Annotated in this window: 25 protein-coding genes and 1 riboswitch; of the genes, 24 read left to right on the plus strand and 1 reads right to left on the minus strand. The window is 44.5% G+C overall.

The features are described from left to right. The first annotated feature begins 3 nt into the window (after positions 1–3). The 8 genes from cbiD to K6T91_04655 all read left to right on the plus strand — a co-directional run bounded on the left by cbiD (position 4) and on the right by K6T91_04655 (position 7,727). Positions 4–1,122, plus strand: coding sequence for a cobalt-precorrin-5B (C(1))-methyltransferase CbiD (gene cbiD / locus K6T91_04620; protein ID MCL6472077.1), 1,119 nt, complete (start codon positions 4–6; stop codon positions 1,120–1,122). Further along, positions 1,116–1,727 (plus strand): precorrin-6y C5,15-methyltransferase (decarboxylating) subunit CbiE, encoded by a 612-nt coding sequence (cbiE, locus tag K6T91_04625; protein MCL6472078.1) that lies wholly within the window; start codon positions 1,116–1,118, stop codon positions 1,725–1,727. Before cbiD ends, cbiE begins: the two co-directional genes overlap by 7 nt. Before the next feature lie 123 nt (positions 1,728–1,850). Beyond that, the gene (gene cobI, locus K6T91_04630) at positions 1,851–2,588 is read left to right on the plus strand and encodes a precorrin-2 C(20)-methyltransferase (GenBank protein MCL6472079.1); all 738 of its coding nucleotides are present in this window, start codon (positions 1,851–1,853) and stop codon (positions 2,586–2,588) included. 63 nt (positions 2,589–2,651) lie between these two features. After that, entirely contained in the window at positions 2,652–3,404 is a 753-nt protein-coding gene (cobM, locus tag K6T91_04635) for a precorrin-4 C(11)-methyltransferase (GenBank protein MCL6472080.1), read from the plus strand. A gap of 200 nt (positions 3,405–3,604) precedes the next feature. Further along, the gene (locus K6T91_04640) at positions 3,605–4,630 is read left to right on the plus strand and encodes a cobalt-precorrin 5A hydrolase (GenBank protein ID MCL6472081.1); all 1,026 of its coding nucleotides are present in this window, start codon (positions 3,605–3,607) and stop codon (positions 4,628–4,630) included. After that, positions 4,531–5,343: a precorrin-3B C(17)-methyltransferase gene (gene cobJ, locus K6T91_04645; protein ID MCL6472082.1), complete on the plus strand. Its 813-nt coding sequence runs from the start codon at positions 4,531–4,533 to the stop codon at positions 5,341–5,343. Before K6T91_04640 ends, cobJ begins: the two co-directional genes overlap by 100 nt. Next, positions 5,340–6,110: a precorrin-6A reductase gene (gene cobK, locus K6T91_04650; GenBank protein ID MCL6472083.1), complete on the plus strand. Its 771-nt coding sequence runs from the start codon at positions 5,340–5,342 to the stop codon at positions 6,108–6,110. The genes cobJ and cobK overlap by 4 nt, the downstream gene beginning before the upstream one ends. Positions 6,111–6,332: 222 nt before the next feature. After that, on the plus strand, positions 6,333–7,727 hold the full coding sequence (locus K6T91_04655; protein MCL6472084.1) for a hypothetical protein: 1,395 nt from the start codon (positions 6,333–6,335) through the stop codon (positions 7,725–7,727). A gap of 29 nt (positions 7,728–7,756) precedes the next feature. Here K6T91_04655 and K6T91_04660 read toward each other — a convergent pair whose 3' ends face one another. Next, positions 7,757–8,659 carry an aldo/keto reductase gene (locus tag K6T91_04660; protein ID MCL6472085.1) on the minus strand — a complete coding sequence of 301 codons (903 nt, stop codon included), beginning with the start codon at positions 8,657–8,659 and terminating at the stop codon, positions 7,757–7,759. A gap of 194 nt (positions 8,660–8,853) precedes the next feature. Then, a riboswitch (cobalamin riboswitch) is annotated at positions 8,854–9,037 on the plus strand. 175 nt (positions 9,038–9,212) lie between these two features. On the opposite strand from K6T91_04660, the gene cobT reads away from it, so the two are divergent. The 16 genes from cobT (at position 9,213) to otsB (ending at position 25,441) form a co-directional block, all read left to right on the plus strand. Continuing rightward, positions 9,213–10,265: a nicotinate-nucleotide--dimethylbenzimidazole phosphoribosyltransferase gene (gene cobT, locus K6T91_04665; GenBank protein MCL6472086.1), complete on the plus strand. Its 1,053-nt coding sequence runs from the start codon at positions 9,213–9,215 to the stop codon at positions 10,263–10,265. A gap of 147 nt (positions 10,266–10,412) precedes the next feature. Then, complete coding sequence (cobS, locus tag K6T91_04670) at positions 10,413–11,165, plus strand: adenosylcobinamide-GDP ribazoletransferase (protein MCL6472087.1); 753 nt, start codon at positions 10,413–10,415, stop codon at positions 11,163–11,165. 22 nt (positions 11,166–11,187) lie between these two features. Next, the gene (cobC, locus tag K6T91_04675; protein MCL6472088.1) at positions 11,188–11,742 is read left to right on the plus strand and encodes an alpha-ribazole phosphatase; all 555 of its coding nucleotides are present in this window, start codon (positions 11,188–11,190) and stop codon (positions 11,740–11,742) included. Positions 11,743–11,862: 120 nt separating this feature from the next. Then, a complete protein-coding gene (hisC, locus tag K6T91_04680) occupies positions 11,863–12,972 on the plus strand; it encodes a histidinol-phosphate transaminase (GenBank protein ID MCL6472089.1) in 1,110 nt (369 codons plus the stop codon). Positions 12,973–13,197: 225 nt separating this feature from the next. Further along, the gene (gene aroF / locus K6T91_04685; protein MCL6472090.1) at positions 13,198–14,223 is read left to right on the plus strand and encodes a 3-deoxy-7-phosphoheptulonate synthase; all 1,026 of its coding nucleotides are present in this window, start codon (positions 13,198–13,200) and stop codon (positions 14,221–14,223) included. Beyond that, positions 14,223–15,326, plus strand: a complete 1,104-nt coding sequence (locus K6T91_04690; protein ID MCL6472091.1) for a prephenate dehydrogenase — start codon at positions 14,223–14,225, stop codon at positions 15,324–15,326. The genes aroF and K6T91_04690 overlap by 1 nt, the downstream gene beginning before the upstream one ends. A 102-nt stretch (positions 15,327–15,428) precedes the next feature. Next, on the plus strand, positions 15,429–16,715 hold the full coding sequence (aroA, locus tag K6T91_04695) for a 3-phosphoshikimate 1-carboxyvinyltransferase (protein MCL6472092.1): 1,287 nt from the start codon (positions 15,429–15,431) through the stop codon (positions 16,713–16,715). Positions 16,716–16,810: 95 nt separating this feature from the next. Then, the gene (cmk, locus tag K6T91_04700; GenBank protein MCL6472093.1) at positions 16,811–17,482 is read left to right on the plus strand and encodes a (d)CMP kinase; all 672 of its coding nucleotides are present in this window, start codon (positions 16,811–16,813) and stop codon (positions 17,480–17,482) included. Beyond that, the gene (locus tag K6T91_04705; GenBank protein MCL6472094.1) at positions 17,482–18,093 is read left to right on the plus strand and encodes a 1-acyl-sn-glycerol-3-phosphate acyltransferase; all 612 of its coding nucleotides are present in this window, start codon (positions 17,482–17,484) and stop codon (positions 18,091–18,093) included. Before cmk ends, K6T91_04705 begins: the two co-directional genes overlap by 1 nt. A gap of 2 nt (positions 18,094–18,095) precedes the next feature. Beyond that, positions 18,096–18,941, plus strand: a complete 846-nt coding sequence (locus tag K6T91_04710; GenBank protein ID MCL6472095.1) for a 4-hydroxy-3-methylbut-2-enyl diphosphate reductase — start codon at positions 18,096–18,098, stop codon at positions 18,939–18,941. 95 nt (positions 18,942–19,036) lie between these two features. Further along, positions 19,037–20,359 (plus strand): DUF512 domain-containing protein, encoded by a 1,323-nt coding sequence (locus K6T91_04715; GenBank protein ID MCL6472096.1) that lies wholly within the window; start codon positions 19,037–19,039, stop codon positions 20,357–20,359. Between the two features lie 88 nt (positions 20,360–20,447). Then, complete coding sequence (gene der / locus K6T91_04720; protein ID MCL6472097.1) at positions 20,448–21,758, plus strand: ribosome biogenesis GTPase Der; 1,311 nt, start codon at positions 20,448–20,450, stop codon at positions 21,756–21,758. A 181-nt stretch (positions 21,759–21,939) separates the two neighbouring features. Continuing rightward, positions 21,940–22,563, plus strand: coding sequence for a glycerol-3-phosphate 1-O-acyltransferase PlsY (gene plsY, locus K6T91_04725; GenBank protein MCL6472098.1), 624 nt, complete (start codon positions 21,940–21,942; stop codon positions 22,561–22,563). A gap of 1 nt (position 22,564) precedes the next feature. Then, complete coding sequence (locus K6T91_04730; GenBank protein ID MCL6472099.1) at positions 22,565–23,584, plus strand: NAD(P)H-dependent glycerol-3-phosphate dehydrogenase; 1,020 nt, start codon at positions 22,565–22,567, stop codon at positions 23,582–23,584. 44 nt (positions 23,585–23,628) lie between these two features. After that, on the plus strand, positions 23,629–24,672 hold the full coding sequence (locus K6T91_04735) for a glycosyltransferase family 4 protein (GenBank protein ID MCL6472100.1): 1,044 nt from the start codon (positions 23,629–23,631) through the stop codon (positions 24,670–24,672). Next, positions 24,656–25,441, plus strand: a complete 786-nt coding sequence (gene otsB / locus K6T91_04740) for a trehalose-phosphatase (protein MCL6472101.1) — start codon at positions 24,656–24,658, stop codon at positions 25,439–25,441. Before K6T91_04735 ends, otsB begins: the two co-directional genes overlap by 17 nt. Positions 25,442–25,505 lie beyond the last annotated feature (64 nt).

Consider the following 25,505-nt stretch of genomic DNA (forward strand, 5'->3'; position numbering starts at 1 on the left):
ATAGTGCGAACGCCGAGCAAGGCAAGCCTACTAAACAAAAGACTAAAAAAAGGTTACACGACGGGAACATGCGCTGCCGCTGCGGCAAAGGCTGCAGCGAAGATGCTTTTTTCTGGTGAGACGATAAGCGAGATAGATGTTATGCTGCCGGGTAATAGCTGGGTAAAAATGAAGCTTGTTGATACAATGGTAGATAAGGATGAAGCACGGTGCGGTGTCATTAAAGATGCCGGTGACGATCCGGATGTGACCGATGGCATGGTTATTTACGCTAAGGCCGTATTGGCGGATTCAGGAGTCAAGATATCGGCCAGCGAGGGGATAGGAAAGGTAACGAAACCTGGCTTATCTGTGCCGGTTGGAGAACCAGCAATAAATCCCGTACCAAGATGGATGATAGAAGAGAATGTAAAGAGCGTTATGCCCGCAGGTAAAGGGATTGAAATTACGCTATACGCACCGGAGGGCGTTGAGAGGGCAAAGCAAACGCTCAATGAGCGGCTTGGAATTGTTGGAGGTATCTCTATCCTGGGGACAACAGGTGTTGTAAGACCAATGTCGGTTAGGAGCCTAAAAGCATCCCTGCTGCCTCAAGTCGATATAGCAGTTGCCAGCGGTTACAAAACGATTGCTCTTGTACCGGGGAATATGGGAGAGAAGGTGGCAAGAGAAAAACTCAAGTTTCCTGAAGATGCGGTTGTGCAAATGAGCAACTTCGTAGGTGATGTGCTTGATTACTGCTTAGAAAAAGATATAGAAAGAATTTTAATTGTCGGCCATGTTGGAAAGATTGTAAAGATAGCCGCGGGGTATCTTGACACCCATAGCAGCAAGACCGGTAGCCCAGTTGAAATGCTGCAGGGCTTGGTGCGAAAAGCTACAAAGGATATTGCACCGGTGATGTTTATGATTAGGGCAAATACGGCAGATGAGGCGGCAACAGGTCTTTTAAAACTTGGATATAAAAGGATTCTCGAAAAAATTGCAACCGAAGCAAGCCGCCAAGCAATGAAACATGTAAAAGGGCTTATAGAAATAGGTACGGCAATGACAGTGCTAAGCGGTGAGGTTGTCGCACAGGATGAGAATGCAAAGAGAATCATCGGAGAAATGATATGGTAACTGTTGTAGGCATAGGGCCAGGACATCCAGATTTTATAACTCCGGCAGCGGTAAAGTGCATAAAAGATGCGGATGTTTTAATAGGCGGAAAAAGAGCCTTAGAGGCCGTGGAGAAGGCAGGAAAGCAGACCTATCTTGTAACAGCCGATATAGATGATACCCTATCGGCGATCAGTGACAACCGGGATAGAGAGGTTGCGGTTCTGGTAAGCGGCGACCCTGGATTTTACAGTTTGCTTAAGGCAATAAAAAAGGGGCTACCGGAATTACCGATAAAAGTTATCCCAGGTATCAGCTCTGTGCAAATGCTGTTTAGTGCAATTGCGCAAGAGTGGCAGGATGTTCAGCTTATATCGGTACATGGCCGTCCAATAAATGAGCTAGATTCACTGATAAAGCGCACTAATAAGATATGTATCTTGACTGATGAAAAGCTAACGGCAGATAAAGTATGTAGGTACTTGCAGAGTTCAGGGTTTAACGGTAGGGCGGTAGTTGGGAGAAATCTTTCGTACCCCGACCAGGAAGTAATTGATAAAACAATCGAGGAGATTGCGGCGATGCAAAGCCTTGGCTCAAGTGTTCTTTATGTTGAAGTGATCTAGAATATAGCAGGGTACGAAGCATTGATGCGCCGGAATCGAAGCCATGACGATAACTCAAATAACTTTATTTGAGTTTAGTGTGCTGGAGCACTGGCACCTGAAAGATATAATCCGGAGGACTAAATGAATAATTGGGGAAAGCTGTATGGAGTCGGGATTGGGCCCGGCGATACAGAACTTCTGACAATAAAGGCAAAAAAGGTACTTAACTCGGTAGACGTAATATTTACGCCAAGGTCGGCCCCAAAAAGAGATAGCATCGCAAGAAAAATCATAGAGCCGGTTCTGGAAGGTGAAATCAGCATAAAAGAGCTAACTTTCCCAATGACGAAAGACAAAGGGGAGCTTGAGCTTCACTGGGAAAGTGCTGCAGAGGAAGTAGCCGGGGTATTGAGGAATGGGCAGAATGCAGCTTTTGTAACACTAGGAGACCCGTTCTTCTATAGCACGTATATTTATCTGTATAAGAAACTAAAAGACAGCTACCCTGGAGTTGAGATAATTACACTGCCTGGGATAAGCTCAGCGTTTGCGTCAGCCTCGGCTGCAGGAGTGCCAATTGCAGTAGGGGATGAGAAGGTGGCTATAATACCGCTTCCTGATGATGCAACAAGCATTCGGCGGTATTTGGAATTATTCGATACGGTGATTATCTTAAAGGTAGGCAGTAAACTCAAAGCATTGGTTGACGTGCTACTGGATACGGGTTTGGCAGATAAATCGGTTCTGGTGCAAAAAGTATCGCAAGCAGAATCGGAGAAAATTTATTTCGGGCTGTCTAGCTTAACCGAGACTGAACTAAATAAAATTGGATACCTATCGACTGTCATTGTCAGGAATAATTATGAATCGCTAAATTAAGAAGAAGTACAGATATAATGCAGATTTATAGAGCTAGGATTGTAGAGTAAGGATTAGTCGAGCGTGAAAGTCTATTTTATAGGGGCGGGGCCGGGTGACCCTGAGCTGATAACCGTAAAGGGGCAAAGAATTCTATCGGAAGCCAACATAATAATCTATGCCGGTTCGCTTGTAAACCCAGTTTTGCTCGATGTGAGAAAGCATGAATGCGAACTTTATGATAGCGCATACTTGAGCTTTGACGAAGTTACCGCAATATATGAAAAGGAGCGAGGCAGCGATAAGATTATAGCAAGACTCCATTCAGGAGAGCCCAGCCTGTTTGGCGCCATTAAGGAACAGATTGATTGGCTAAGGGAGAACGGTATAGATTATGAGATTGTTCCGGGAGTAAGTTCATTTAGTGCCTCAGCGGCCGCTCTTAGTGCGGAGCTGACTCTGCCCGGTGTTTCCCAAACGGTTGTTATCACAAGGATGGCAGGCAGAACGCCGGTACCAGAAGGCCAGGAAATAAGCACGCTTGCCAAGCATAAACCGACAATGTGCGTCTTCTTAAGCGTACATATGATAGATGAACTGGTTGAAGAGCTAAGGAAGGGATATACAGATGACACGCCAATTGCTGTTGTCGAGAGAGCATCCTGGCCGGACGAGAGGATAATCCGGGGCACGATAAGCAATATTGCAGAAAAAGTAAAGGCTGCCGGCATTACGAAGACAGCCATGATCATTGTAGGAAGCGTACTGGATGGAGGATACGCGAAATCCAAGCTTTATGACCCTAGCTTCAGCCATGGGTACAGAAAAAGCAGGTAATTGAAGGTAGGATTAGCGTTCACTGGAGAGTGCCTTGTGTAAACTAGGTGCAACTGTAAGCAGTCGCAAAATCCTCGTTGCCCAATGCCTGTTACTAAACGTTCAACATTAAGCCATAAACGTGGTCTTAAGGACTACAGTTATGCTATCCTGAAATATATGGAATAGCAGCGAAGAAATATAAGGCGGTTGGTATTAAAGTGAAGCTTGCCGTATTTACCGTGACAGAAAACGGTTTAAAGATAGCTGACAAGATCAAGGAAAAATTGAACGACACTGTCGATATATTTACAGCACCAAAAACTGATAAATCAAAACCTTGGTTGATGAGCCTGGTAAAGGAAGTATTTCCGAAATATGATGGTTTTATATTTGTTTCAGCAGTAGGTATTGCTGTTAGGGCGCTTGCTCCGAACATAAAAGACAAGGCAATAGATCCAGCCGTAGTCGTAGTCGACGATTCAGGAGCCTTCTCGATAAGCTTATTGTCGGGGCACATTGGGGGCGCAAACGACTTAGCCCGCCAAATAGCCGATGCGGTAGGTGCGATGCCGGTTATAACTACGGCGACTGATGTATCGGGAAAGCCGGCAATCGATTTGTTCATGAAGGACCTTGGGTTAAAGACGACAAATAAGCAAGGTTTGAAGAAGGTATCTGCAGGAATACTGCGCGGCGATTCGGTGTGCATATTTGCCGACATTAAACTCGGACGTTGGGGAGATAGAGCAAAGGTTGCATACAGTGTAAGGCCTTTAAGTCAGCTAATAAGATACGGAAAGTCGTATGATCATATAGTGGCGGTAATAGACGATGAGAAGATGCAACTTGGAAGAGGCATTCTTGTACTTAGAACCCGCCGAATATATGCGGGTGTAGGTTTTCAAAAGGGTGTCTCGGCAGATGATATAAAGCAGGCCATAAGAGCTGCATTAGCAAGCAAGAATCTTCATATGCATAATTTGAAAGGTCTGGCCAGTATAGACATAAAAGGCAGTGATAAAGCGTTATATGAGGCGGCAGACCATTTTAATGTTGCAATTGCTCTTTATACGGCAGAACAGCTTGATGAGGTTGCACCAAATACATCGCAATTTGTGAAAGACAAGGTAGGTGCTGGTGGAGTATGCGAACCCGCAGCGATTCTAGCCTCGAAGGGTGGAAAACTGATAGCAGAGAAGGCAGTTTATGGAAAGGTAACCGTAGCCCTGGCCGAGGAGGAATAGTAGTAATAGGCTTAGGTCCCGGTAAAGAATCTGACATGACAATTGGGGCCAGGGAAGCATTGCAAGCATGTGATGTAATTGTAGGGTATAAAAGCTATATAAAAGCAATTGAAGAAATATCAAAGGGAAAAGAAGTCTTCCAATTCGGAATGCGAAAAGAGATCGACCGCTGCAAGAAGGCCATCGAGCTTGCACATAATGGAAAATTAGTAGGATTGGTTAGCAGCGGAGACCCCGGCATATACGGCATGGCAGGGCTTATCCTTGAGTTGGCATCGGAGAAGGATGACATACCGATAGAGGTAGTCCCAGGTGTGAGTGCTGTCAATGCTGCGGCTTCTGCCTTAGGGGCGCCGTTAATGCATGACTTTGCGGTTATAAGCCTAAGTGATCTTTTAACTCCGTGGGAGAAAATTGAGAAACGTCTAAGGTGTGCAGCAGCTGCAGATTTTGTAACCGCACTTTACAACCCGAAAAGTACAAGGCGAAATTGGCAGATAAAGACCGCTCGAGATATATTTATGCAGTACAGGGATGTAAAAACACCGGTTGGCGTCTATGCAAAAGTTGACGATGAGCAGAGGTACATAATAAGCGACCTGGCTTCGTTCGTAGACCTTCCGATAGACATGAAAACGACGATAATTATAGGGAACAGCCAGACATATGTCACAGACGGCCGGATGATTACCCCGCGGGGATATAAGATATGATAGTTGTCCTTGGAGGTACCACTGAGGCAAACCATCTCTTAAACAAAATCGTTAAGCTGAACCATCCCATTACGATAAGCACTGCGTACAAGTTTGCCGAAAAATTTATACCCTACCATCCGCTGATTCAGCATATCAACGGAAAACTTGATCTGGAGGATTTGCATAAGCTAATAAAAAGTAATGGCGCAAAGGTGGTAATAGACGCCACCCACCCTTACGCTACAGAAATAAGCGATAAAGCGAAAAAGGCCTGCAATAAAGCTGGTGTCAAATATATACGCCTAAGCCGTCCGCCATCTAATAACTATGATGAAGCATCCGAATTATACCGCGTAAATTCGTATGAGGAGGCTGCGGATTTATGTTGCAGCTTAGGAAAAGTAATATTCCTTGCAATCGGAAGCAGCAATGCGCATCTTTTTCGCCGGCATTCAGAGTGTGCTGGGAGAAAGTTTTACGTAAGGATATTACCTGACGTGGCTTCTATTGAAAGATGTATTGCTGCAGGTTTTGGCGAGGATGAAATTATCACGGGAATTGGGCCGTTTAGCTTCGAGGAAAACCGCGATACATGGTCACGACTGAGTGTAGACGTTGTAGTAACAAAAGAAAGCGGTGTGCATGGTGGATTTCCAGAAAAGGTACGTGCCGCCAGCGATCTGGGCATAAAAGTTGTTGTAGTGAATAGACCGGTTGATGAAGAATGCGTCATCGAAAATATTGATAAAGTTGTAGATATCGTAAAGCGTATATTGGCCGGATGACAGAGTTTAGGATTCCACAAAAGTAAGAACTAATTCACTCCCATGCTGGCCCACTTTAAACCATCTAAGTAAGTATGCAAAGTAGCCAAGTGCAAATTCCAACTTATTCAAGAATTTCAATTATCAAAAACGGGAGGTAAATCTCCTGATAAAGATGAAAAACCTCTATGTATGGTAAATAGAGGACAGACTTTGTTAAAACAAGGGGTTTAATTTACGTCTATGGAATTTGTGAATCGGCCAAGTCTGCATGTGCAAAACATATTTGATGTCTTTAATCCCTTTGTCTTTGGAGTAAATGGCTACCTGAAGATGAAGTGCGTACAGGTCCAAAACCGCGTCGTTAGCATGGCAAATCCGGGCGATATAGTGGCCGTTGGCGATGACTGTCCGCAAGCGTTCATCGACTACATGCTTTCTATAAGAAAAATCGGTAGGGCAATTATTTTGCGGTACAGCGTTAAGAGAGACGAAAGAAAGTATCTAAACGCCTACTCTGTTTTTAAAGTCCTTCCATCAAACCCAATCTGGGGGTCGGTCATTCAAAGAAATCCAATTTTAAACCCCTATATAAAATCGCATGCTATTTATAAGGCGGCAAACGAGGCGGGAATGAAAATCCCTGAGAGGACCTGGAGGGCTGAGGTAGAAGCCCAGGTAAGCCAGAAAATGAATGATAAGGCAAACCTTTACCGGGAATGCGAAAAGCTGAGCCTACCGATTCCTTTATACCTGATTGCTAATGGAGAAAGTCTTGCAGAAACTGCCTTAGACCTATTGAGCAGAGAAGATCGCCCGATATACATTCGCCAGGCAAGAAGCGGTGGGGCATTCGGGAACATTACGGCGGAAAGGTTTAAGAATAAATATATAATCCACGAGGCAGGCCCACATTTGCTCACAAAAAGAGAGTTTATCGAATCAATTAGGCAATACGTTAAAGAAAATATTTGGCGTGAGTTTGTGGTAACAGAACTCCTCGATCTGTACGCGTCTCCAGGGACGTTATTTTACGTAAGCGACACAGAGGTTAAGATAATTGCGCATACTTATCAGCTGCTGAACCAAAGAAGGCGTTTTTTAGGCTTTATGTACCCGATAACGGATGCGAATATAGCCAGGCATATTAATTGGGTAGAGCAGGCTCTTTATGCTTTAGTGGAGCCATGGAGGCGGCTTGGCTATAGAGGTTTTGGGAATGTCGATTGGATGGTGACAAAAGATGGACATTATTATATTGCAGAATTAAATGCGAGACAGACCGCAGTTGTTCCTTGTTTAAAAATTGAGAACGCCGTTGCAGAGAGAGGCATCGGCCTTGATGAGGTATTAGAGCCAAATCTTTCGGTTTTTACGATTGATAGGCTTTATTTTAAGCGACCGATATCATTCGCGGAAGCTTATTCGGTTTTATCAAAAAGCGATTTGCTTTGGGGACAAGGTAAAAGTGAAGCTGGCATTGTGATCACAATCCCGCCGGCACCAGCCTTCGGAATTAATAGTATTGGATTAATGGCGCTTGGACCTGATCTGCTTTCTGCATATAAAGTATACAAGAGAGCTATTTGGGTGCTCGGAAGCAAAGAAGGGAAGCTCTTGTTTGAACCACAAATATAGGAGTATGTAGAGGGGACTATTGCTAAAGATTATGCAGCACTAAGCCATTCAGGATGGATTGTAGTGCTATCGTAAGCGATAGTTGTCTTATAAGGCTCAAATACACCGGATTTGCCTATGGGAGCAGTCTTCTCAAGGATTGTGTCTATCTCGGCATCGCTCAAACGTACAAAAGTAGTTGCAGCTTGAATTGCCTGGTCTAAGTCATGCTGATTTTGAAGTCCGGTGACAATTACAGAAACGGGTAAGCTCATAACATAATGGAGCGCTTCAGTTGCTGTTACTGTATGTGTATCAAATAGCTCGCCGGCCGCAAAAGGCTTCATTCCAATGCATCCTATATTCCGCTCGTTTAAAATAGGAAGGACTTTTTTCTGAAAACTTTCGTAATGTACATCAAGCACATTAAGCGGCATCTGCACGGTGTCCCACTCGAAATCCTGTTCAAGCATCTTCAGGTGGATGGCGGGATTTTTGTGGCCAGTAAAACCGATAAAACGAATCTTCCCGGTGTCACGCGCTTCTACAATCGCATCCATGGCGCCTCCTGGTGAGAAAGCCAGGTCGGGGTCATCCATGCGAATTACCTCGTGCAGTTGAAGGAGGTCAATATGCTCAACCTGAAGCCTGCTCAGGCTCTGGTCGATCTGTTTTTTAGCCGCATTTTTAGTACGTCCATCGATTTTTGTCATAAGAAACACTTTATTACGATACCCTTTTTTCAGAGCCTCGCCCATGATACGTTCACTTTCGCCCTGGTGGTAATCCCAGCAGTTGTCCATAAAGTTAATGCCGCTGTCTATTGCGCGGCGGATTAGGTTAATAGCGTTTCCATGGTCTCGTATAAGGCCGATATGAAAGCCGCCAAGGCCGATAATTGAAACCATCTCACCGGTTTTACCGAGCTTCCGGTAGGGTATCTCATGCTGCATAGAGAATCTTCCTCTCAACTAAGAAAGAATAAAAGGATTAAAATAATGTAACGATTTGCATTTTTCCCAGGGAAGAGAAAAGTAAACCATAAATATTATCGATCCTAGCATACTTGGCAAAGCCATAATTAGGTGCTCCATTTGCTTAACTTTTAGTTTGACAATTAACCGTTTGAAATATAAAGTTTTATTGGAAAGTAAATATTCGCCTGGGTGCCGCATTTAGCGGAGAATAGGGAAGCCGGTGAGAATCCGGCACGGGCCCGCCACTGTAAACGGGGAGCGAGTCGCAAGTTGCCACTGGGTGATAAACCCGGGAAGGAGCGGCGAAGCATAGATCCGTAAGTCAGGAGACCTGCCTGGGCTATAACTAAACGCTCGACGAGGAAAAGAGTGTTTGAAAATTGCTATATAAAAAATCCCTCGTAAAGCGAGGGATTTTTTATATTTTAATAGCTAGATCTGGCCTAGAGCTGGGATAAAGAAAATGCAGTTTAACGTCTTTTCAATATAACTCTGCCTGGTAGAGGGATAAAGCAAGGAGGGATGCGAAATGAGTTTGCTGGAGCAAGCAATAAACAGCATCAAACCACTTGATAGAGAGGCGATGTTAAAAGCCTCAGAGAGACAAAACCAGCTTACAAAGCCTGCGGGCAGCTTAGGAGTTTTAGAAGAAATATCGATAAAGCTCGCAGGGATAACAGGAAAAGTAAAAAACGGCGTGGAGAGAAAAACAGTAATCGTAATGGCTGGTGACCACGGCGTTACAGATGAAGGCGTTTCGGCATATCCAAAAGAAGTAACACCACAAATGGTAATGAACTTTGTAAACGGAGGGGCGGCGATAAATGTACTTGCAAGACATGTTGGAGCAAACGTTATCGTTGTTGATGTTGGTGTAGCCGCTGGGATTGATGATGAAAGAGTACTTTCAAGAAAGATAAGGCCAGGCACAGCAAATTTTGCGAAAGAACCGGCGATGACCAGAGAAGAAGCCGTAAAAGCAATCGAGGTGGGCATAGAGGTTGCATATAAAGAGGCCGATAATGGAACGCATCTTCTTGCAACCGGCGACATGGGCATAGGGAATACCACAGCAAGTAGTGCAATACTTGCTGCGCTCACGGGGCGGCGGTTAGATGGACTAGTTGGCAGGGGAACAGGGATTGACAACAGGGCGCTTGATCATAAGCGAAAGGTTATAGAGAATGCCATTGATTTGTTAAAGCCAGATAGGAATGACCCGCTAGATGTCCTAGCTAAAGTTGGTGGCTTGGAAATAGCAGGTTTGGCGGGTTTAATAATTGGAGCAGCAGTTAGACGTATTCCCGTGGTCATCGACGGATTTATATCGAGCGCAGCTGCGTTAGTGGCTGGTCGCATAGATTCAAGAGTGATCGACTACATGATAGCATCCCACGTATCAGTTGAGCCGGGACATCGGTTGATTTTAGACGAGCTAGGCTTAAAGCCTATGCTTCATATGGATATGAGACTTGGTGAAGGCACTGGGGCCGCTCTGGCGATGACTTTAGTTGAGGCAGCGGCGAAGATAATGAACGAGATGGCCACATTTTCGGAAGCCGGCGTGTCCGATAAGTCGTAAGTACACATGCGCAATTATCACACGTCAACACGAAAATGCCTGAAACAGGTTTAGGTCAGGAGTAATGGCAAAAAGTAGGACAATATTGGGCTTGGAGCATTAGCATATCGAGGAGCCAGGGCATATAAAGGATAAGGTTGGTAAGCGTTGGAATCGTTTAGGTTAGCGCTATCCTTTTTAACGATAATACCAGGAGGCGAAAGAGAGCCAGCTGGCAAAGATGTATTTGTGCGCTCAACGAAATACTTCCCGTTAGTTGGCTTAATAATTGGAGTAATAGTCGCGACGGTATATCAGATCGCGTCATACAGGCTGCCGGATTTGGTTTCTAGCGCTCTTGCTGTGCTTAGTCTGGTTGTTGTCACGCGTGCGCTGCATTTAGATGGACTTGCCGATACGTGTGATGGCCTTGTAGGTGGAAGAGACAGCAAGCATGCGTTAAGCATCATGAAAGATTCGAGGGTTGGGAGTTTTGGGGCAGCCGCGATAGCGTTGGCGGTAATGCTGAAAATTACGTTGCTTGCGTCAATCGCAAGCAATCTGAAGATTAGAGCTATTATATTGTTTCCGGTAATTGGACGATGGGTGGCAACTGTTGCGCTATCAACCCAGCGGTATGCAAAGAGCGAGCCCGGGCTCGGATCGCTGTTCATGGATAGCGATGGGTTAAACAGAGTTTCTATTGGCATATCAACGATAGCATCATCAATAATAACCGTAATATCTGCCATTATAACCGTTAAGTGGTTAGCTGCTATAACCATACCGGCGGCAGCTATTTTCATGGTAGTATTTATGTTCATGGTCAATCGAAAAATTGGCGGGCTGACGGGCGATATAATCGGGGCAATGATAGAACTCTCGGAAATAACAGTGCTAATCGCATTGGCCGCAGTTTGATAGTAACAGAAAGAGAGCATGTATGAGGCTGTATCTTATAAGACATGGCGAAACGAAACTCAACAAGGAGTTTAAGTTCATAGGCGCTACCGACGTAGCGCTCTCAGATAGAGGCTTAGATCAAGCAAAAGCTGTAGCAGAGCGCCTTCAAGGCGAAAAGATAAAAGCGATATATTCATCTGACTTAATTAGGGCAAGGCAAACTGCAGACATAATATCCCTGGCGTGTTCGGTGCCGGTCAATCTAACAAGCGGTCTAAGGGAGATCGACTTCGGCTATTGGGAAAGGCTGTCTTACGATGAGATAGATGCCAGGTACCCTGATGAGTTTCGGGCATGGCGAAAAGATCCTGCAGGAATTCAGATACCGGGTGGAGAGACCTGGGAAGCCTTTAAGAAAAGGGTACTAAGTGCTGTAAATTCGATAATCAAAAGCGAAAAGGAAGGCCATATAGCGGTTGTGTCTCACGGGGGTCCTATAAAGATGCTAATAAGCCACTATAAAGGAGGCGATATAGGAATATTCAGGGATTTCTGGCCGTCACCGGGAAGCCTTAACATAGTGGAAATAGCCTAGTTAACGCCTGCACAGGGCCTTTTAGCTGCGGAGAAGTTGAGGGCGACCACCATAGTATGATAATATCTCTTTAATGTAGTAAAAAAGCGCCTGTTAGTTTGGAGGATATACTTGAATAAAATTTTACGGCGTGGACTTGAGGACATTAAACCGTACGAACCCGGACGCCCGATAGAGCTGGTAGAGAAAGAGCTTGGAATTACAGAGGCAATAAAACTTGCCTCAAACGAAAGCCCTTATGGGCCTTTTCCAAGGGTCATCGAAGCAATGAAAGACGCGCTCTTTGGTGTAAACCGCTATCCTGATGGCGGAAGCACTTTTCTGCGTGAGAAAATAGCCGATAAACTTAACATTTTGCCTTCAAGGATAATGGTTGGACACGGTTCAAACGAGCTGCTGAGACTTCTAGCAAATGTACTGCTCAACCCCGGGGATGAGGCCGTTATGGCGGTTCCGTCATTTATTGTTTATCCAACAGTCGTTAAGCTGATGCACGCCAAGGCGGTTGAGGTTCCCTTAAAAGACCATAGGCACGACCTTGAAGCTATGGCAAATGCGGTTACCGATAAAACAAAAATCATATTTATATGTAACCCAAATAACCCCACCGGAACAATTGTGGCCAGGGATGAGGTAGAACGCTTTATGCAGCGCATACCGGAAGATGTAGTCGTAGTTTTTGATGAGGCGTACTATGAGCTGGTTAAAGCGCCTGAATACCCGAATGGATTAGACTTTGCTGAAGGAAAAAATCCGGTAGTTGTACTGCGCACCTTCTCAAAGGTGTATGGACTTGCAGGATGCCGCATAGGTTACGGCATAGCGCCTGAGTTTATTATCGAAGCTATAAACAAAGTAAGAGAGCCATTTAATGTTAATTCAGTTGCACAAGCAGGTGCTCTTTGCTGCTTGGATTGCGATGAAGAGGTAAAAGAGCGGCAAAATTTGAATTATGAAGGGCTTATGTTCCTATACAAAGAGTTTGAACGCTTGGGGTTAGACTATATCCCGTCTCATGCGAATTTTGTGCTGGTAGATATAGGGATGAACGATAGGGCAGCCTCAGCGATGCTGATGAAGAGGGGTATAATCGTCAGGTCGGGCGATATATTTGGATATCCTAATTACCTTAGAGTCACCGTTGGCACACCCGACGAGAATGTAAATTTCGTCAAGCAACTTGAGGATATTTTGAAGAGCCGCAAGGAGGAGCACCATGCTGTACGGTAAAACAAAGTTTTACCGACCGTCGGGAAGGTGCTGGCTCTATTACCGCGGCTTCTAACACCGAAGATGGCGGTTTGCGCTATCGATGTTTGCTTAACAATCAAGCAAACTGAAGGTAACTGGGTTGGATAACCGTTATCCATCTAATATATCCCACAACAGTTCAATTGGTTTCCCACATAGTGTTTTTATTTTTGGCTTGTAGACTAACTTAGGAGTGATTTTGCAATGATGATCGTGATGCGCGAAGGCGCAACGGAATCTCAAATAGAGCATGTTATCGAGCGTATAAAAAATGCTGGTGCGGATGTTCATCTATCGAAAGGACAGTTTCGTACAGTTATCGGGGTTATTGGTGATAAAGAAGCGGTTGCAGAGTTGCCGCTCGAAGGTTTTGAGGGTGTAGAGAGCGTTATCAAGATACTGAAACCATACAAATTCGTAAGCAGGGATTTTCGTTCAGAGGATACGCTGGTAAAAGTCGGCGATACGGTGATAGGTGAGGGCTATTTCAATGTGATGGCTGGTCCGTGCTCGGTTGAATCAAAAGAGCAGATGTTGCAAACCGCAAATGCTGTAAAGGCAGCCGGCGCAACGGTACTGAGAGGTGGAGCTTTTAAACCCAGAACGTCTCCGTACAGCTTTCAGGGGCTGGGCGTTGAAGGATTAAAATTGCTAGACGAGGCAAGAAAAGAACATGGTCTGCCGATTGTGACTGAAGTTATGGATGTAAGAGACTTAGAGGTTGTTGCTGAATTTGCGGATATTATACAGGTGGGGGCCCGTAACGCGCAGAATTTCCTTCTGCTAAAAGAGATTGGGATGTTGAGAAAACCAGTTCTATTGAAGCGAGGGCTTGGAAATACAGTAGAAGAAACGTTAATGGCTGCAGAGTATATAGTAAAAGGCGGCAATACCGAGATTATAATTTGCGAGCGTGGAATAAGGACGTTTGAAACGTATACGAGAAATACGCTTGATATAAGCGCAATCCCTCTAGTAAAGCAGCTAACGCACCTACCGGTAATTGTTGACCCAAGCCATGCGGCGGGTAAACGAAATCTTGTAGAACCGCTGACGCTGGCAGGCCTTGCGGCAGGAGCAGACGGGGCGATGATTGAAGTTCACCCGGACCCGGAAAATGCACTCTGTGACGGTCCGCAATCTCTAACTTTTGCTCAATTTAACTCAGTTATGCAAAGGGTAAAGATGGTTGCCGAAGCGTTTGGTAAGAAGATGAGGTTAGCGGTTTAATGAAGACAACGGTTGCAATAATAGGTCTGGGCCTTCTGGGTGGCTCGCTCGCAGCTGCCTTTAAGCAGAAACCGGCAGACTATGAAATTGTCGGTTATAACCATAATCATGCCTCGGCTGAAGAAGCCTTGAGGATGGGGATTATTGATAGAGCAGCATTGACCGTTGAAGAGGCTGCCTCGGATGCGGATGTAATATTTATATGCACGCCGGTTAGAGTAATTCCTGAGCTTGCGGTGAAGGCCGGAAAAAATGCGAAGAAAGGTGCAATAGTAACTGATGTTGGAAGTACAAAGGTAAACATTGTCAAAGATGTTGAACAATTAATGCCGGAAGGTGTGCATTTCATCGGTGGGCATCCGATGGCTGGCTCAGAAAAGCACGGCGTAGCTGCGTCGAATCCTACCCTGTTTAAAAATACGCATTATTTGCTGACGCCGACACAAAAAACCGATATGTCTGCTTATCAGAAATTGCACTCAATGCTGACATCTATAGGCGCGAATGTGCTGGCGATAGACCCATATAAGCATGATAGAGCCGTCGCAGTTATAAGCCATCTACCGCACATGGTAGCGGCCGTGCTTATGAACCTGGCAAGTAGTGAGGCAAATAAAACCGAAAATCTTCTTCTGCTGGCTGCCGGCGGGTTTAAGGATACGACGCGAATTGCGGCAGGTAGTCCCCGTATGTGGATAGATATCTGCCTAGACAATAAAGATGCCATTCTTTATTCTCTAGATAAAATGGTGGAGATGCTAAATAGCTTGAGGAATGATATAGCAGCTGAGGATAGAGGGGCTATAAAGATGGCGCTGGAGAAGGCGCAAAAGGCAAGGATTAATATGCCGTCGGTTCTTGGTAAAGAGCTTGAGCGTCTCTATGAACTTTATATACCTGTTAGCGATAAACCGGGGGTCATTAGCGATATTACACTTACCATAGGGCAACTCGGCATTAATATCGAGGACATAGAGATATTACATGTAACAGATAGTTCTGGAACTATAAGGCTTGCTATACCCGAGAAGGGTAATGCCGATAGGGCAGCAGCAGCATTAGCCCAAAAAGGCTATGAGGTAGATTTGAGAACCCAGGGATGAGACCTGGGTGTATTGATGTTAAAGCGCCGAAGTCTGTATTTATTAACTTTGATACATTGGCACTTCCAGACTTCGGCACTTTAGAACTAAGCGGAGTATTGGATGCAACTGATTATCAATAAAGCAAACAAAATACAGGGCACGATATCTGTTCCCGGTGACAAATCAATATCTCATAGGTCGGTTATTGTTGGCTCAATAGCCGATGGAGTTACACATGTCACGGGTTTTTTACCGGCAGATGACTGTATAAGCACAATGCACTGCCTTGAGTCGCTTGGTGTCGGCATCGAGCGTATCTCAGACACAGAGCTAAAGATACACGGGGTCGGTCTTAAAGGATTAAGAGAGTCCTCTGATGTGTTGTATGCCGGTAATTCAGGTACGACCACAAGGATTCTTACCGGTGTACTTGCAGGGCAGGATATATTTAGCGTAATTACGGGTGATGAATCGATAAGGCGGCGGCCAATGGCCAGGGTTGTTGAGCCGTTGCGAATGATGGGCGCGGAGATACTCGGCAGGGAAAATGGAAACTATGCTCCATTGGCGATCAATGGCAAGAATCTTAAAGGTATCAAGTACGACTTGCCGGTAGCCAGCGCACAGGTTAAAACAGCACTTCTTCTTGCAGGTCTACTTGCAGAGGGCGAGACGCAAATCACTGAGCCGTCAAAATCTCGAGATCATACTGAGCGTATGCTTAAGCTTTTTGGTGCCAACTTAGATATAGACTCAAACACTTATAACATAAAAGGTGGTCAAAGGCTAGAAGCAGCCCATGTTGATGTCCCAGGGGATATATCAAGCGCAGCTTTCTTTATAGTAGCTGCAACTATCGTGGCCGGTTCGTCATTGGTCATTAATAATGTTGGGGTTAACGACACAAGGACTGGAATCATTGACTCTCTTATGAAGATGGGAGCCGATATAGAGTTATTAAATATAGAGGAGAAGAGTAATGAACCGCGGGCAAAGGTTGTCGTAAAATCACATGCACTTTCTTCGGTAACGTTGTCTGGGGACATCATTCCTAGAATCATAGATGAAATACCAGTAATTGCAGTTGGCGCAACGCAAGCATCCGGCAAAACAATCATAAAAGACGCAAGAGAGTTGAGAGTCAAGGAAAGCGATCGTATATCTGCATTATGCCGAGAATTAAGAAAGATGGGCGCAGATATAGACGAGCTTGAAGACGGCATGGTAATTTCGGGACCAACTAGGTTAAGGGGTACAACGGTAAACAGCCATGGGGATCATCGTATCGCCATGTCTTTGGCTATTGCAGGACTCGCTGCAGATGGCAAAACGGTGATTGAGGACAGTGAGTGTATAGCAATATCGTATCCCGATTTTGAAAGCACTCTTATGTCTATTAGCAGGTAAGATTATGAACAAAAGGAAATAGAAAAATCTCTGCTTGTATTCCAACCGCGTAAAATCCAATAGCTATAATAAGCGCGATTTGATACTATCTAAACATGATAATAGCTATAGATGGACCTGCAGCCTCAGGAAAAAGTACAGTGGCGAAAGAGGTCGCAAAAAGGTTAGGCTACAAATATATTGATACAGGCGCAATGTATCGAGCCGTCACCTGGAAGGCCTTGAAGGAAAAAATAGATATAACAAATGAAGATGCGCTGGTTGCATTAGCTAAAGGCTCTCAAATAGAGATCAGCGACCTTGAGAATAATCGTTTCAGGATAAAAATAGATGGTGAGGACGTTACAGAGGCTATAAGGATGCCGAAGATAAGTGCGGCAGTATCAACTGTTGCAAAAGTACCGGGCGTAAGGGCCGCGCTTGTAAAAAAGCAAAGAAGCTATGCTGATCTATATCCCAATATGGTGATTGAGGGAAGAGATATTGGAACAGTAGTCTTCCCGGATGCGGAACTGAAAATATTTCTAAGCGCTTCAGCGGCGGAAAGGGCTAGAAGAAGATATCGTGAGCTCAAAGAAAAAGGCCATAAGATAGAACTGTCAGCTATAGAGCGCGATATAATAACGCGAGACAAAATTGACTCAACAAGAGCCACAGGCCCGCTAATGAAAGCCCCTGATGCCCACACGATAGATACCACGGGCAAAACAATAGGTCAGGTTGTCCAAGAAATAATCAATATGGCTAAAAAAGAGCTGATGAAGTAATGTTTTATGGGTTTGTAAGGACGCTGCTGGTAATCGTGGTTAAGCTTTTCTACAGATACAGGATAATTGGTCTGGAGAATATACCCAGAAAAGGGCCGGTTATCATAGCGGCGAATCACCAAAGCTATCTTGACCCTATAATGGTGGCGCTGGCCGTTAAGGGGCGGCAGGTAAATTTTATGGGAAAGGCAAGCCTGTTTAAAATCCCTGTACTTGGCACTATAATAAAGTGGTTAAATACGTTTCCGGTGAAGAGGGGCACTGCTGATAAGGCTGCCATCGCGCATTCTCTGAAACTGCTGAACAGCGGAGAGGTGCTCCTGATATTTCCTGAAGGAACAAGGATAAGAAATGGCAGTCTAGGTAAACCGTATCCCGGGGTGACAGCCATGGCGTTAAAAACCGGGGCACCTATTGTTCCGCTAGGTATCATAGGCACTGATAAGGTTGTTCCTAACGGCTCAAAAGTTCCAAGATTTCCAAAGATTACGGTTAGAGTAGGTAAACCAATTAATGTGGAAAAGACCTTAGCAAAAGGGAGAAAAGAAAAAGAAGAGGAACTTACGCTGAAAATGATGGAAGAGATTAGCAAATTAGTAAATGGTGGATAATATTGAAGATATCTATAGCAAAACACGCTGGGTACTGCTATGGAGTTCAAAGGGCGCTAAAGCTGGCAAGAGAAGCAGTACAAAGGAAGGAAAAACACATATATACTTTGGGTCCGATAATCCATAATCCGCAGGTCGTAGAATCGCTAAAGCAACAAGGGGTAACCGCAGTAAAGTCTATCGAAGAAATAGAATCAGGCACTGTGATCATAAGGACACATGGTGTGGATCCGCTAATAACAAAGAGGGTTAAAGAGAAGGGTCTTGAGGTAATCGATGCGACTTGCCCATTTGTGGCGAAAGCGCAGCAACGAGCGGCAGGCCTTGTAAAGGATGGGTACAATGTTGTAATTATCGGCGAAAGGAATCATCCTGAGGTTGTAGGTTTGCTTGCCTATACTAAAAACAGGGCTTTGGTTGTTGAAAACGAAAAAGAACTTGACAGCATAAACATATTGGGAAAGACAGGCGTCGTTGTTCAGACGACCCAATCTCTTGAGAACTTGATAAAAATAGTAAATAAACTATTGCTGAAGACTAAAGAACTTAAGGTATATAATACGATCTGTAATGCGACAAGCCAGCGGCAAGAAGCTGCTGCAAAGTTATCTGGAGAAGTCGATCTCATGCTTGTTGTTGGCGGGAAAAACAGTGCAAATACAACAAGGCTTGCACAAATCTGCAAGAAGCATAACAATAGGACGCATCATATTGAGACCGCAGATGAGATAGAAAATGATTGGCTGGCAGGGATAGGCAGTATAGGTATAACGGCTGGAGCATCGACACCAGATTGGATTTTACAAGAAGTTATTGAGAGGTTAAAACTGCTAACGAAAGCAAGCTAGCGAAATAAAATTCCACTTGATTGCATCCCCATAATCATCGCATAATCATCGACCAGAACATATAAAAGTGCTATCATCTCTCCCGGAGGTTTGCGTTGAGTCAGGCTGAGATAATCGAGGTAAAGCGAAACAGTATAGCTGAAAAAGCGGGCCTAAAGGCAGGCGATAAAGTTATTTCCATAAATGGAGCTGCTCTACGGGATATCCTGGATTATGAAATTAATGCAGCAAGCGAGAAAATCCGGTTAGAGTATCTAAGAGATGGTAGGAAGTGTGCTGCAGAAATAGAAAATCCAAACTACGAGGGACTTGGAATCCGTTTTGGGTCGTCTTTATTCGATGGGATAAAGACATGCGCAAACAGGTGCGTTTTTTGTTTTATAGATCAACTGCCTCCAAATATGCGCGATACTGTTTACGTAAAAGACGATGATTACAGGCTTTCGTTTCTTTACGGAAACTTCATCACTCTTACAAATCTAAAAGATTCCGATATTGACCGCATAATAGCAGATCGTATCAGTCCGATCTATGTGTCGGTTCACACAACCAACCCCGAACTCAGGTCAAGGATGCTTGGACGGAAAAAAGCCGATAGGTCGCTAGAATATTTAAAGGCGGTATCAGAAGCCGGTATAGAAATGCATGTGCAAATGGTTATATGCCCGGGCTTAAATAACGGTACTGAGCTTGAAAAGTCGATAAACGACCTTTCGCAGAGCTACAGCAATATCGCATCGGTGGGTGTTGTGCCAGTTGGTTTAACAAGGTATCGGGACAGATTATTTCCTTTGCGCTCTTTCACTAAAAAGGAGATAATAGAGCTTATCAGTCAGGCGGATAAATGGCATGACAGATTTCTGCAAGAAAAGGGTGTAGCCTGGGTATACATCGCTGATGAGTTTTATATATTGGGGGGGCGTGACCTTCCGCCTGCAGAGCATTATGCAGGGTTTCCACAGATAGAAAACGGTATTGGCCTATCGCGTCTGTTCATCGACGAAGCAAGCAAGGCTTTTAAAAAATCCCGAAGTGTAACTAATGGACCAAAGGTTGCTCTGCTGACAGCAATGTTATTTGAAAATATCCTAGCAAGGATTTCAAAAGAAGCAAGCGCTGCAACCGGGTTGATGTTAGACATAGTAGCGGTAAAAAATTTATTTTTTGGCGGGGGCGTAAATGTGACAGGGCTGTTGACAGGCTCTGATATCATAGAAGGCGTCGGCGCGTGGATTAAGAAGCATGGGAAACCCGATATACTGGTTATACCGGACGTAATATTAAACGCTGATGGTTTAACGCTTGATGATTATACGCCAGGGGCAATTGGCCATAGACTCGGAATAGAGATAAAAGTGGCTCAAAGTTCGGGATCAGGTTTTGCAGAGGCCATAATGGAACTGGCCAGTAGATATTAATATGATAGATTGAAATATCATACATGAAAAAAGCGGCTAAACGTTAAAATAAAAAGCTTAGATTAAGTGCTGGGAGTTTGAATATAAAATGACTTATCCTTTGGTTGCAGTGGTTGGCAGGCCAAATGTAGGAAAATCAACACTTGTTAATAGAATAGTCGCATCGCAAGAGGCCATAGTTCATGAGGTTGCAGGAGTTACGCGTGACCGAAATTACGTTGATACCGAATGGAACGGAAAGAAATTTACGATAATCGATACTGGCGGCATAGATTTTGGGACCGACGTATCCATGGGCAGGCAGATTACTAAGCAGGCCATGCTGGGAATTGAAGAGGCAGACATGACTATACTGGTAGTCGACGGCATGGTAGGTATAATGCCTGAGGATGAAATGGTCGCTAGGATTCTTAAGACCTCTAACAAACCAGTACTTGTTGCGGTAAACAAGATTGACGACATCGTCCACGAGAACCTTATATACCAGTTCTATAAACTGGGTCTGGGAGAGCCGTACGCTGTATCAGGAATCCACGGTTTAGGGGTTGGGGACCTGCTTGACGCTGTAGTGAGCCTGCTTCCAGCTGTTGACATAATTGAGGCCGCAGACGAAGTAAAGATAGCGATAGTAGGACGACCAAACGCGGGCAAGTCTTCAATCTTAAACAGCCTTTTAGGGGAAGAGCGAGTAATAGTGAGTGATGTGCCGGGCACGACAAGGGATGCGATAGACACGGTGCTTGAGAAAGATGGAGTTACCTACCGATTTATTGATACTGCTGGCATGAGAAGACAGCCAAGGGTTAAAGAGGATATTGAGTATTACAGCTATATAAGGGCGTTAAGGGCGTTAGATAGGGCGGATATAGCCTTGTTAATTATTGATTCAGAAATTGGTCCCTCGGGCCAAGATCAAAAAATAGCTAATCTTGCAGAAGAGCGCGGTTGCGCAAGCATAATTGCCTTAAATAAGTGGGATCTGGTTGCAAGCCAGGAGAAGGCAAGCAAAATCGAGGAAAGCCTTGAGAAAAAGCTGCGATTTCTTGATTATGCGCCGCGGCTAAAGGTTTCTGCAAAAACAGGAAAGGGGATATCCAGACTATACGCTGCTTTTAAAGAGGTAATGAGCGAATATGACAAGCGAGTGCCGACCTCATCCATAAACAGCCTTATAGCGAAGATAAAAGCAGAGGGCTTTCAGCCATCAAAAGGAGGGCGTACGCTTAAATTATCTTATGCTGCTCAAGTAGGGATAAGGCCTCCTGCGTTTGTGTTCTTTGTAAACCATCCACAGCTTGTAACGCCATCATATGAGCGATATATTGAGAATCAGATAAGAAGCACCTATGGATTTATAGGTTGCCCAATTAGCATAAGATTTAAGAGCAAGTATAAGTAAAGTTAGTCGAAGCTTAGAGGTATAAAAGCATAGAGGTGCTGAAGTCGAGAAATGCCAAAGCAGCATGACTTTATTTTAGTATTTTATGCTTATGCTGCTAACAGTTCAGTTATCGGCTCTTGTTTTAGATGAATTTGGACGCTTGCAGCTTGGCATGCTAAGACCTAATCTGGAGGATTAATTGTTTTACGCTACTGCACTGATCGTATTTTCATATTTATTAGGATCGATACCATTTGGATTACTGATAGGGAAAGCTTTTTATAAAACCGATATCAGAGAGCATGGCAGCAGAAATATCGGTGCGACTAATGCGTTCAGGATATTGGGCCCGCCGGCTGGTGCGGCTGTGTTTTTAGCGGACCTTATGAAGGGGTTAATACCGGTAATGCTGGCAAAATATGCTGTTCCGTTAAATCCGGACACAATACCTTTAGTAGGCGTTCTTTCCGGCATATCGGCAATCCTTGGGCATAGCTACTCTATTTTCATGAGGTTTTCAGGAGGCAAAGGGATGAGCACAGCGGGCGGTTTTGTTCTAGCATTATGGCCAAAGGTTGGGCTCATACTTATAATTATATGGGCAACGATACTTATTTCGACAAAATATTCATCGGTTGCATCATTAACAATCGCTATCATGCTGCCTGTGCTGGTGACGATATTATATCCTAAGCCTGTATATATTGGATTTGCAGTAGCGGTTACAGTTGTGCTGGTTTACAGGCATAGATCTAATATTGCCCGGCTTATGGCAGGCAAAGAACTAAAGCTCGGCCAAAAAGCTAGCATGGAGGAAGATTAAGCTGAAACAAATTGCTGTTATAGGTGCTGGGAGTTGGGGCACGGCTATAGCAAATACACTGGCGAACAAGGGTTATGGCGTTAAACTCTGGGCGCGAGATAGCGTCGTAGCAGAGGGGATTCGTGAAGCAAGGAGAAATCCTAAGTATCTTAAAGACGCAGAGCTTCATCAAAATATATTCTCTACTGTTGACCTCGAGGAAGCCATTACCCAATCATATGTTGTGGTGATGGCGGTACCTTCGCATGCAATGCGCACAATGGCGGTACAGGTTAAGGAATTCATCAAGGAAGAAAAGATAGTCGTGAGTGTGGCCAAGGGAATCGAAGAAGATAGCTTGGAGCGAATGTCGCAGGTGCTGAGTGGTGAGTTGGGGCACAGAAACAGGGTTGCGGTATTATCAGGTCCAAACCATGCAGAAGAGGTAGTAAAAAATATACCATCGGCTACCGTTATATCAAGTAAAAGCAAACGCGTTGCAGAAGAACTCCAGGAGATCTTTATGACGCCATATTTTAGAGTTTACACGAATCCGGACCTTGTAGGCGTTGAGATGGGCGGTGCAACGAAAAACGTAATTGCAATAGCAGCAGGTATCTCAGACGGCCTTGGCTTTGGTGATAACACAAAAGCATCCTTAATTACGAGAGGTCTTGCAGAAATGATAAGACTTGGAGTAGCAATGGGTGCTGACGTTAGAACATTTGCTGGACTTGCGGGTATGGGAGACCTCGTCGTTACATGTATGAGTAAGCATAGCAGAAACAGAGGCGTAGGTGAGATGATGGGAAGAGGGCTGACGATAGAACAGGTTAAGCTGGAAATGGTACAAGTAGCAGAGGGCATAAGGACAACCTCTGCTATACGTAGCTTGGCTCAAAAAATGGATGTCTACATGCCGATTACCGAGAACGTTGCTGAGGTATTGTATGAGGGCAAAAATGCTTTAGCGTGTGTTTCCGAGCTAATGCTGAGAGGCGCTGTTGAGGAGATACGCGGGATTGGCTGGGAAGAAGACTAGGGTATAAGAATCAAATAGAAATAGCAAAAAGGAGACCGACATACATGAAGATACTATTAATTTCTCCACCCTGGATTAGAGTTCCCCCTAAGGGCTACGGTGGTATTGAATGGGTAGTAGCGCTTCTGGCAGATGAGCTAGCAAAACGGGGACATGATGTGACTCTTTATGCAACAGGCGATTCTGAGACAAAAGCAAAGCTAAGGTACACTTTTAAAGAAGGGCAAACGTCAAAATTAGGAACATTTAGCATGACCGTGTATGACTCAATGCAAGTCAGCGATGCTCTAAAGATTGCCGATGAGTTTGACTTAGTCCACGACCATAGCGGTTTTTTAGTCGTGGCTTTCTCTCATAAAATAAAAACGCCGGTGCTTCACACGCTTCATGGACCATTTAATGACGATACAAAAACTTTCTACACGCACTTTAAAGACGCATGTTACTTCAATGCGATTAGTGAGTATCAGAGGCAATGCCTTCCTGTGCTGAATTATGTTGGTACTATTTATAACGCAATCGATATTGCCAACTATCCCTTTTCTGAAAAAAAGGAAGACTACTTGATAATGGTAAGCAGGGTAAGCCCCGATAAGGCAAACCACCTTGCTATACAGGTTGCAAAAGATCTTGGTGAGAGACTTATTTTAGTCGGCAAAGTAGATCCTAAGGATAGAGCATATTTTGAGGCGAAAGTAAAACCGCATATTGACGGTAAGCAGATCATATTTACAGGAGAAGTTGAGGAAAATGAGAAGAGGCGTTTGCTTAAATTGGCAAAATGCTTTGTGTTTCCGATTCAATGGCCTGAACCGTTTGGCTTAGTTATGATAGAGGCCATGGCATGCGGAACGCCAGTTGTTGCCATAAGAAATGGATCTATACCTGAGATAATTGAGAACGGAAAAGTCGGCTATATTGTAGATTCGGTTGATGAAATGGCAGATGCGGTAAAAAAGGCATCTGCATCAATCGAACCCAGGGCTTGCAGGGAGTATGTTATTTCGCGATTCAGTCCGGAAGTAATGGCCGATAACTATGAGAATGCCTACAGGAAGATACTTGGAAAAGATGAGCGAGTTATTTGACGCGTTAGAGCTTTTAAAAAATAGCCCGAATAAATCTGGAATATTTACTGACCTGGATGGGACATTAAGCGAGATAGCGCCGACACCTGCGGATGCTGTAGTGACAGAGGGTATGAGAGATGCCATAAGTAAACTTGCTAAAAAGTTCGCGGTTGTCGTGATTGTGAGTGGAAGAGATTCTGATGAGGCGAAAAATATCATAGCAGTAGAAGACCTGATATATATTGGCAATCACGGTCTCGAATGGACGCATAATGGAAAGCAGTTTTACGCGCCGGAAGCATTTAACTTTTTTGGCCTTGCCTCAAGTTTATCGGCAGAGCTAGAATCGCTAGTTGATGGGTCAGACCTTATTGTCGAGAAAAAGAAATTAGGGGTGGCGATTCATTACAGGAGGGCATCGGATAAAGAACTCGCCCGGATATCTATACTAGAGATAATAAAACCTTTCCTAGAAAAATATCCGCTCAAGAGTTTTGAGGGACGATGCGTAATTGAGCTAAAGCCCGATCTTATGGTAAGCAAAGGCGATGCCGTGACAGCGATTGCTTTACGCCTTGGAATCAAGCAAGCGGTTTACTTGGGTGACGATGTGACCGATCTTGACGCGTTCAAAGCTCTGAAGAAACTAAGGGATGAGGGCAAGATTGAGGCAATAACTATAGGCATAGCTTCAGATGAGACCTCGAAAAGCATTGCGGAGGAGTCAGACTTTCTGCTTAGAAGTGTTGGCGAAGTTGAAGATGTGCTAAACTGGTTGGCAAATTGATTACTGTAAATTTCACAAGTGCACACTTTTTTGGCATTAGGCATCATTATTGCTGGTAGTTAAT

Source organism: Bacillota bacterium (genome assembly GCA_023511485.1).
Taxonomy (GTDB): domain Bacteria; phylum Actinomycetota; class Aquicultoria; order Aquicultorales; family Aquicultoraceae; genus CADDYS01.

Excerpts from the sequence above, each read along its gene's own strand:
- cobI (MCL6472079.1), top strand. The coding sequence starts at position 1,851 with ATGAATAATTGGGGAAAGCTGTATGGAGTCGGGATTGGGCCCGGCGAT.
- cobC (MCL6472088.1), top strand. The coding sequence starts at position 11,188 with ATGAGGCTGTATCTTATAAGACATGGCGAAACGAAACTCAACAAGGAG.
- cobJ (MCL6472082.1), top strand. The coding sequence starts at position 4,531 with ATGCGAACCCGCAGCGATTCTAGCCTCGAAGGGTGGAAAACTGATAGC.
- K6T91_04690 (MCL6472091.1), top strand. The coding sequence starts at position 14,223 with ATGAAGACAACGGTTGCAATAATAGGTCTGGGCCTTCTGGGTGGCTCG.
- K6T91_04735 (MCL6472100.1), top strand. The coding sequence starts at position 23,629 with ATGAAGATACTATTAATTTCTCCACCCTGGATTAGAGTTCCCCCTAAG.
- aroA (MCL6472092.1), top strand. The coding sequence starts at position 15,429 with ATGCAACTGATTATCAATAAAGCAAACAAAATACAGGGCACGATATCT.
- cbiE (MCL6472078.1), top strand. The coding sequence starts at position 1,116 with ATGGTAACTGTTGTAGGCATAGGGCCAGGACATCCAGATTTTATAACT.
- K6T91_04705 (MCL6472094.1), top strand. The coding sequence starts at position 17,482 with ATGTTTTATGGGTTTGTAAGGACGCTGCTGGTAATCGTGGTTAAGCTT.
- K6T91_04655 (MCL6472084.1), top strand. The coding sequence starts at position 6,333 with ATGGAATTTGTGAATCGGCCAAGTCTGCATGTGCAAAACATATTTGAT.
- otsB (MCL6472101.1), top strand. The coding sequence starts at position 24,656 with ATGAGCGAGTTATTTGACGCGTTAGAGCTTTTAAAAAATAGCCCGAAT.
- cmk (MCL6472093.1), top strand. The coding sequence starts at position 16,811 with ATGATAATAGCTATAGATGGACCTGCAGCCTCAGGAAAAAGTACAGTG.
- cobK (MCL6472083.1), top strand. The coding sequence starts at position 5,340 with ATGATAGTTGTCCTTGGAGGTACCACTGAGGCAAACCATCTCTTAAAC.
- K6T91_04660 (MCL6472085.1), bottom strand. The coding sequence starts at position 8,659 with ATGCAGCATGAGATACCCTACCGGAAGCTCGGTAAAACCGGTGAGATG.
- cobT (MCL6472086.1), top strand. The coding sequence starts at position 9,213 with ATGAGTTTGCTGGAGCAAGCAATAAACAGCATCAAACCACTTGATAGA.
- der (MCL6472097.1), top strand. The coding sequence starts at position 20,448 with ATGACTTATCCTTTGGTTGCAGTGGTTGGCAGGCCAAATGTAGGAAAA.
- aroF (MCL6472090.1), top strand. The coding sequence starts at position 13,198 with ATGATGATCGTGATGCGCGAAGGCGCAACGGAATCTCAAATAGAGCAT.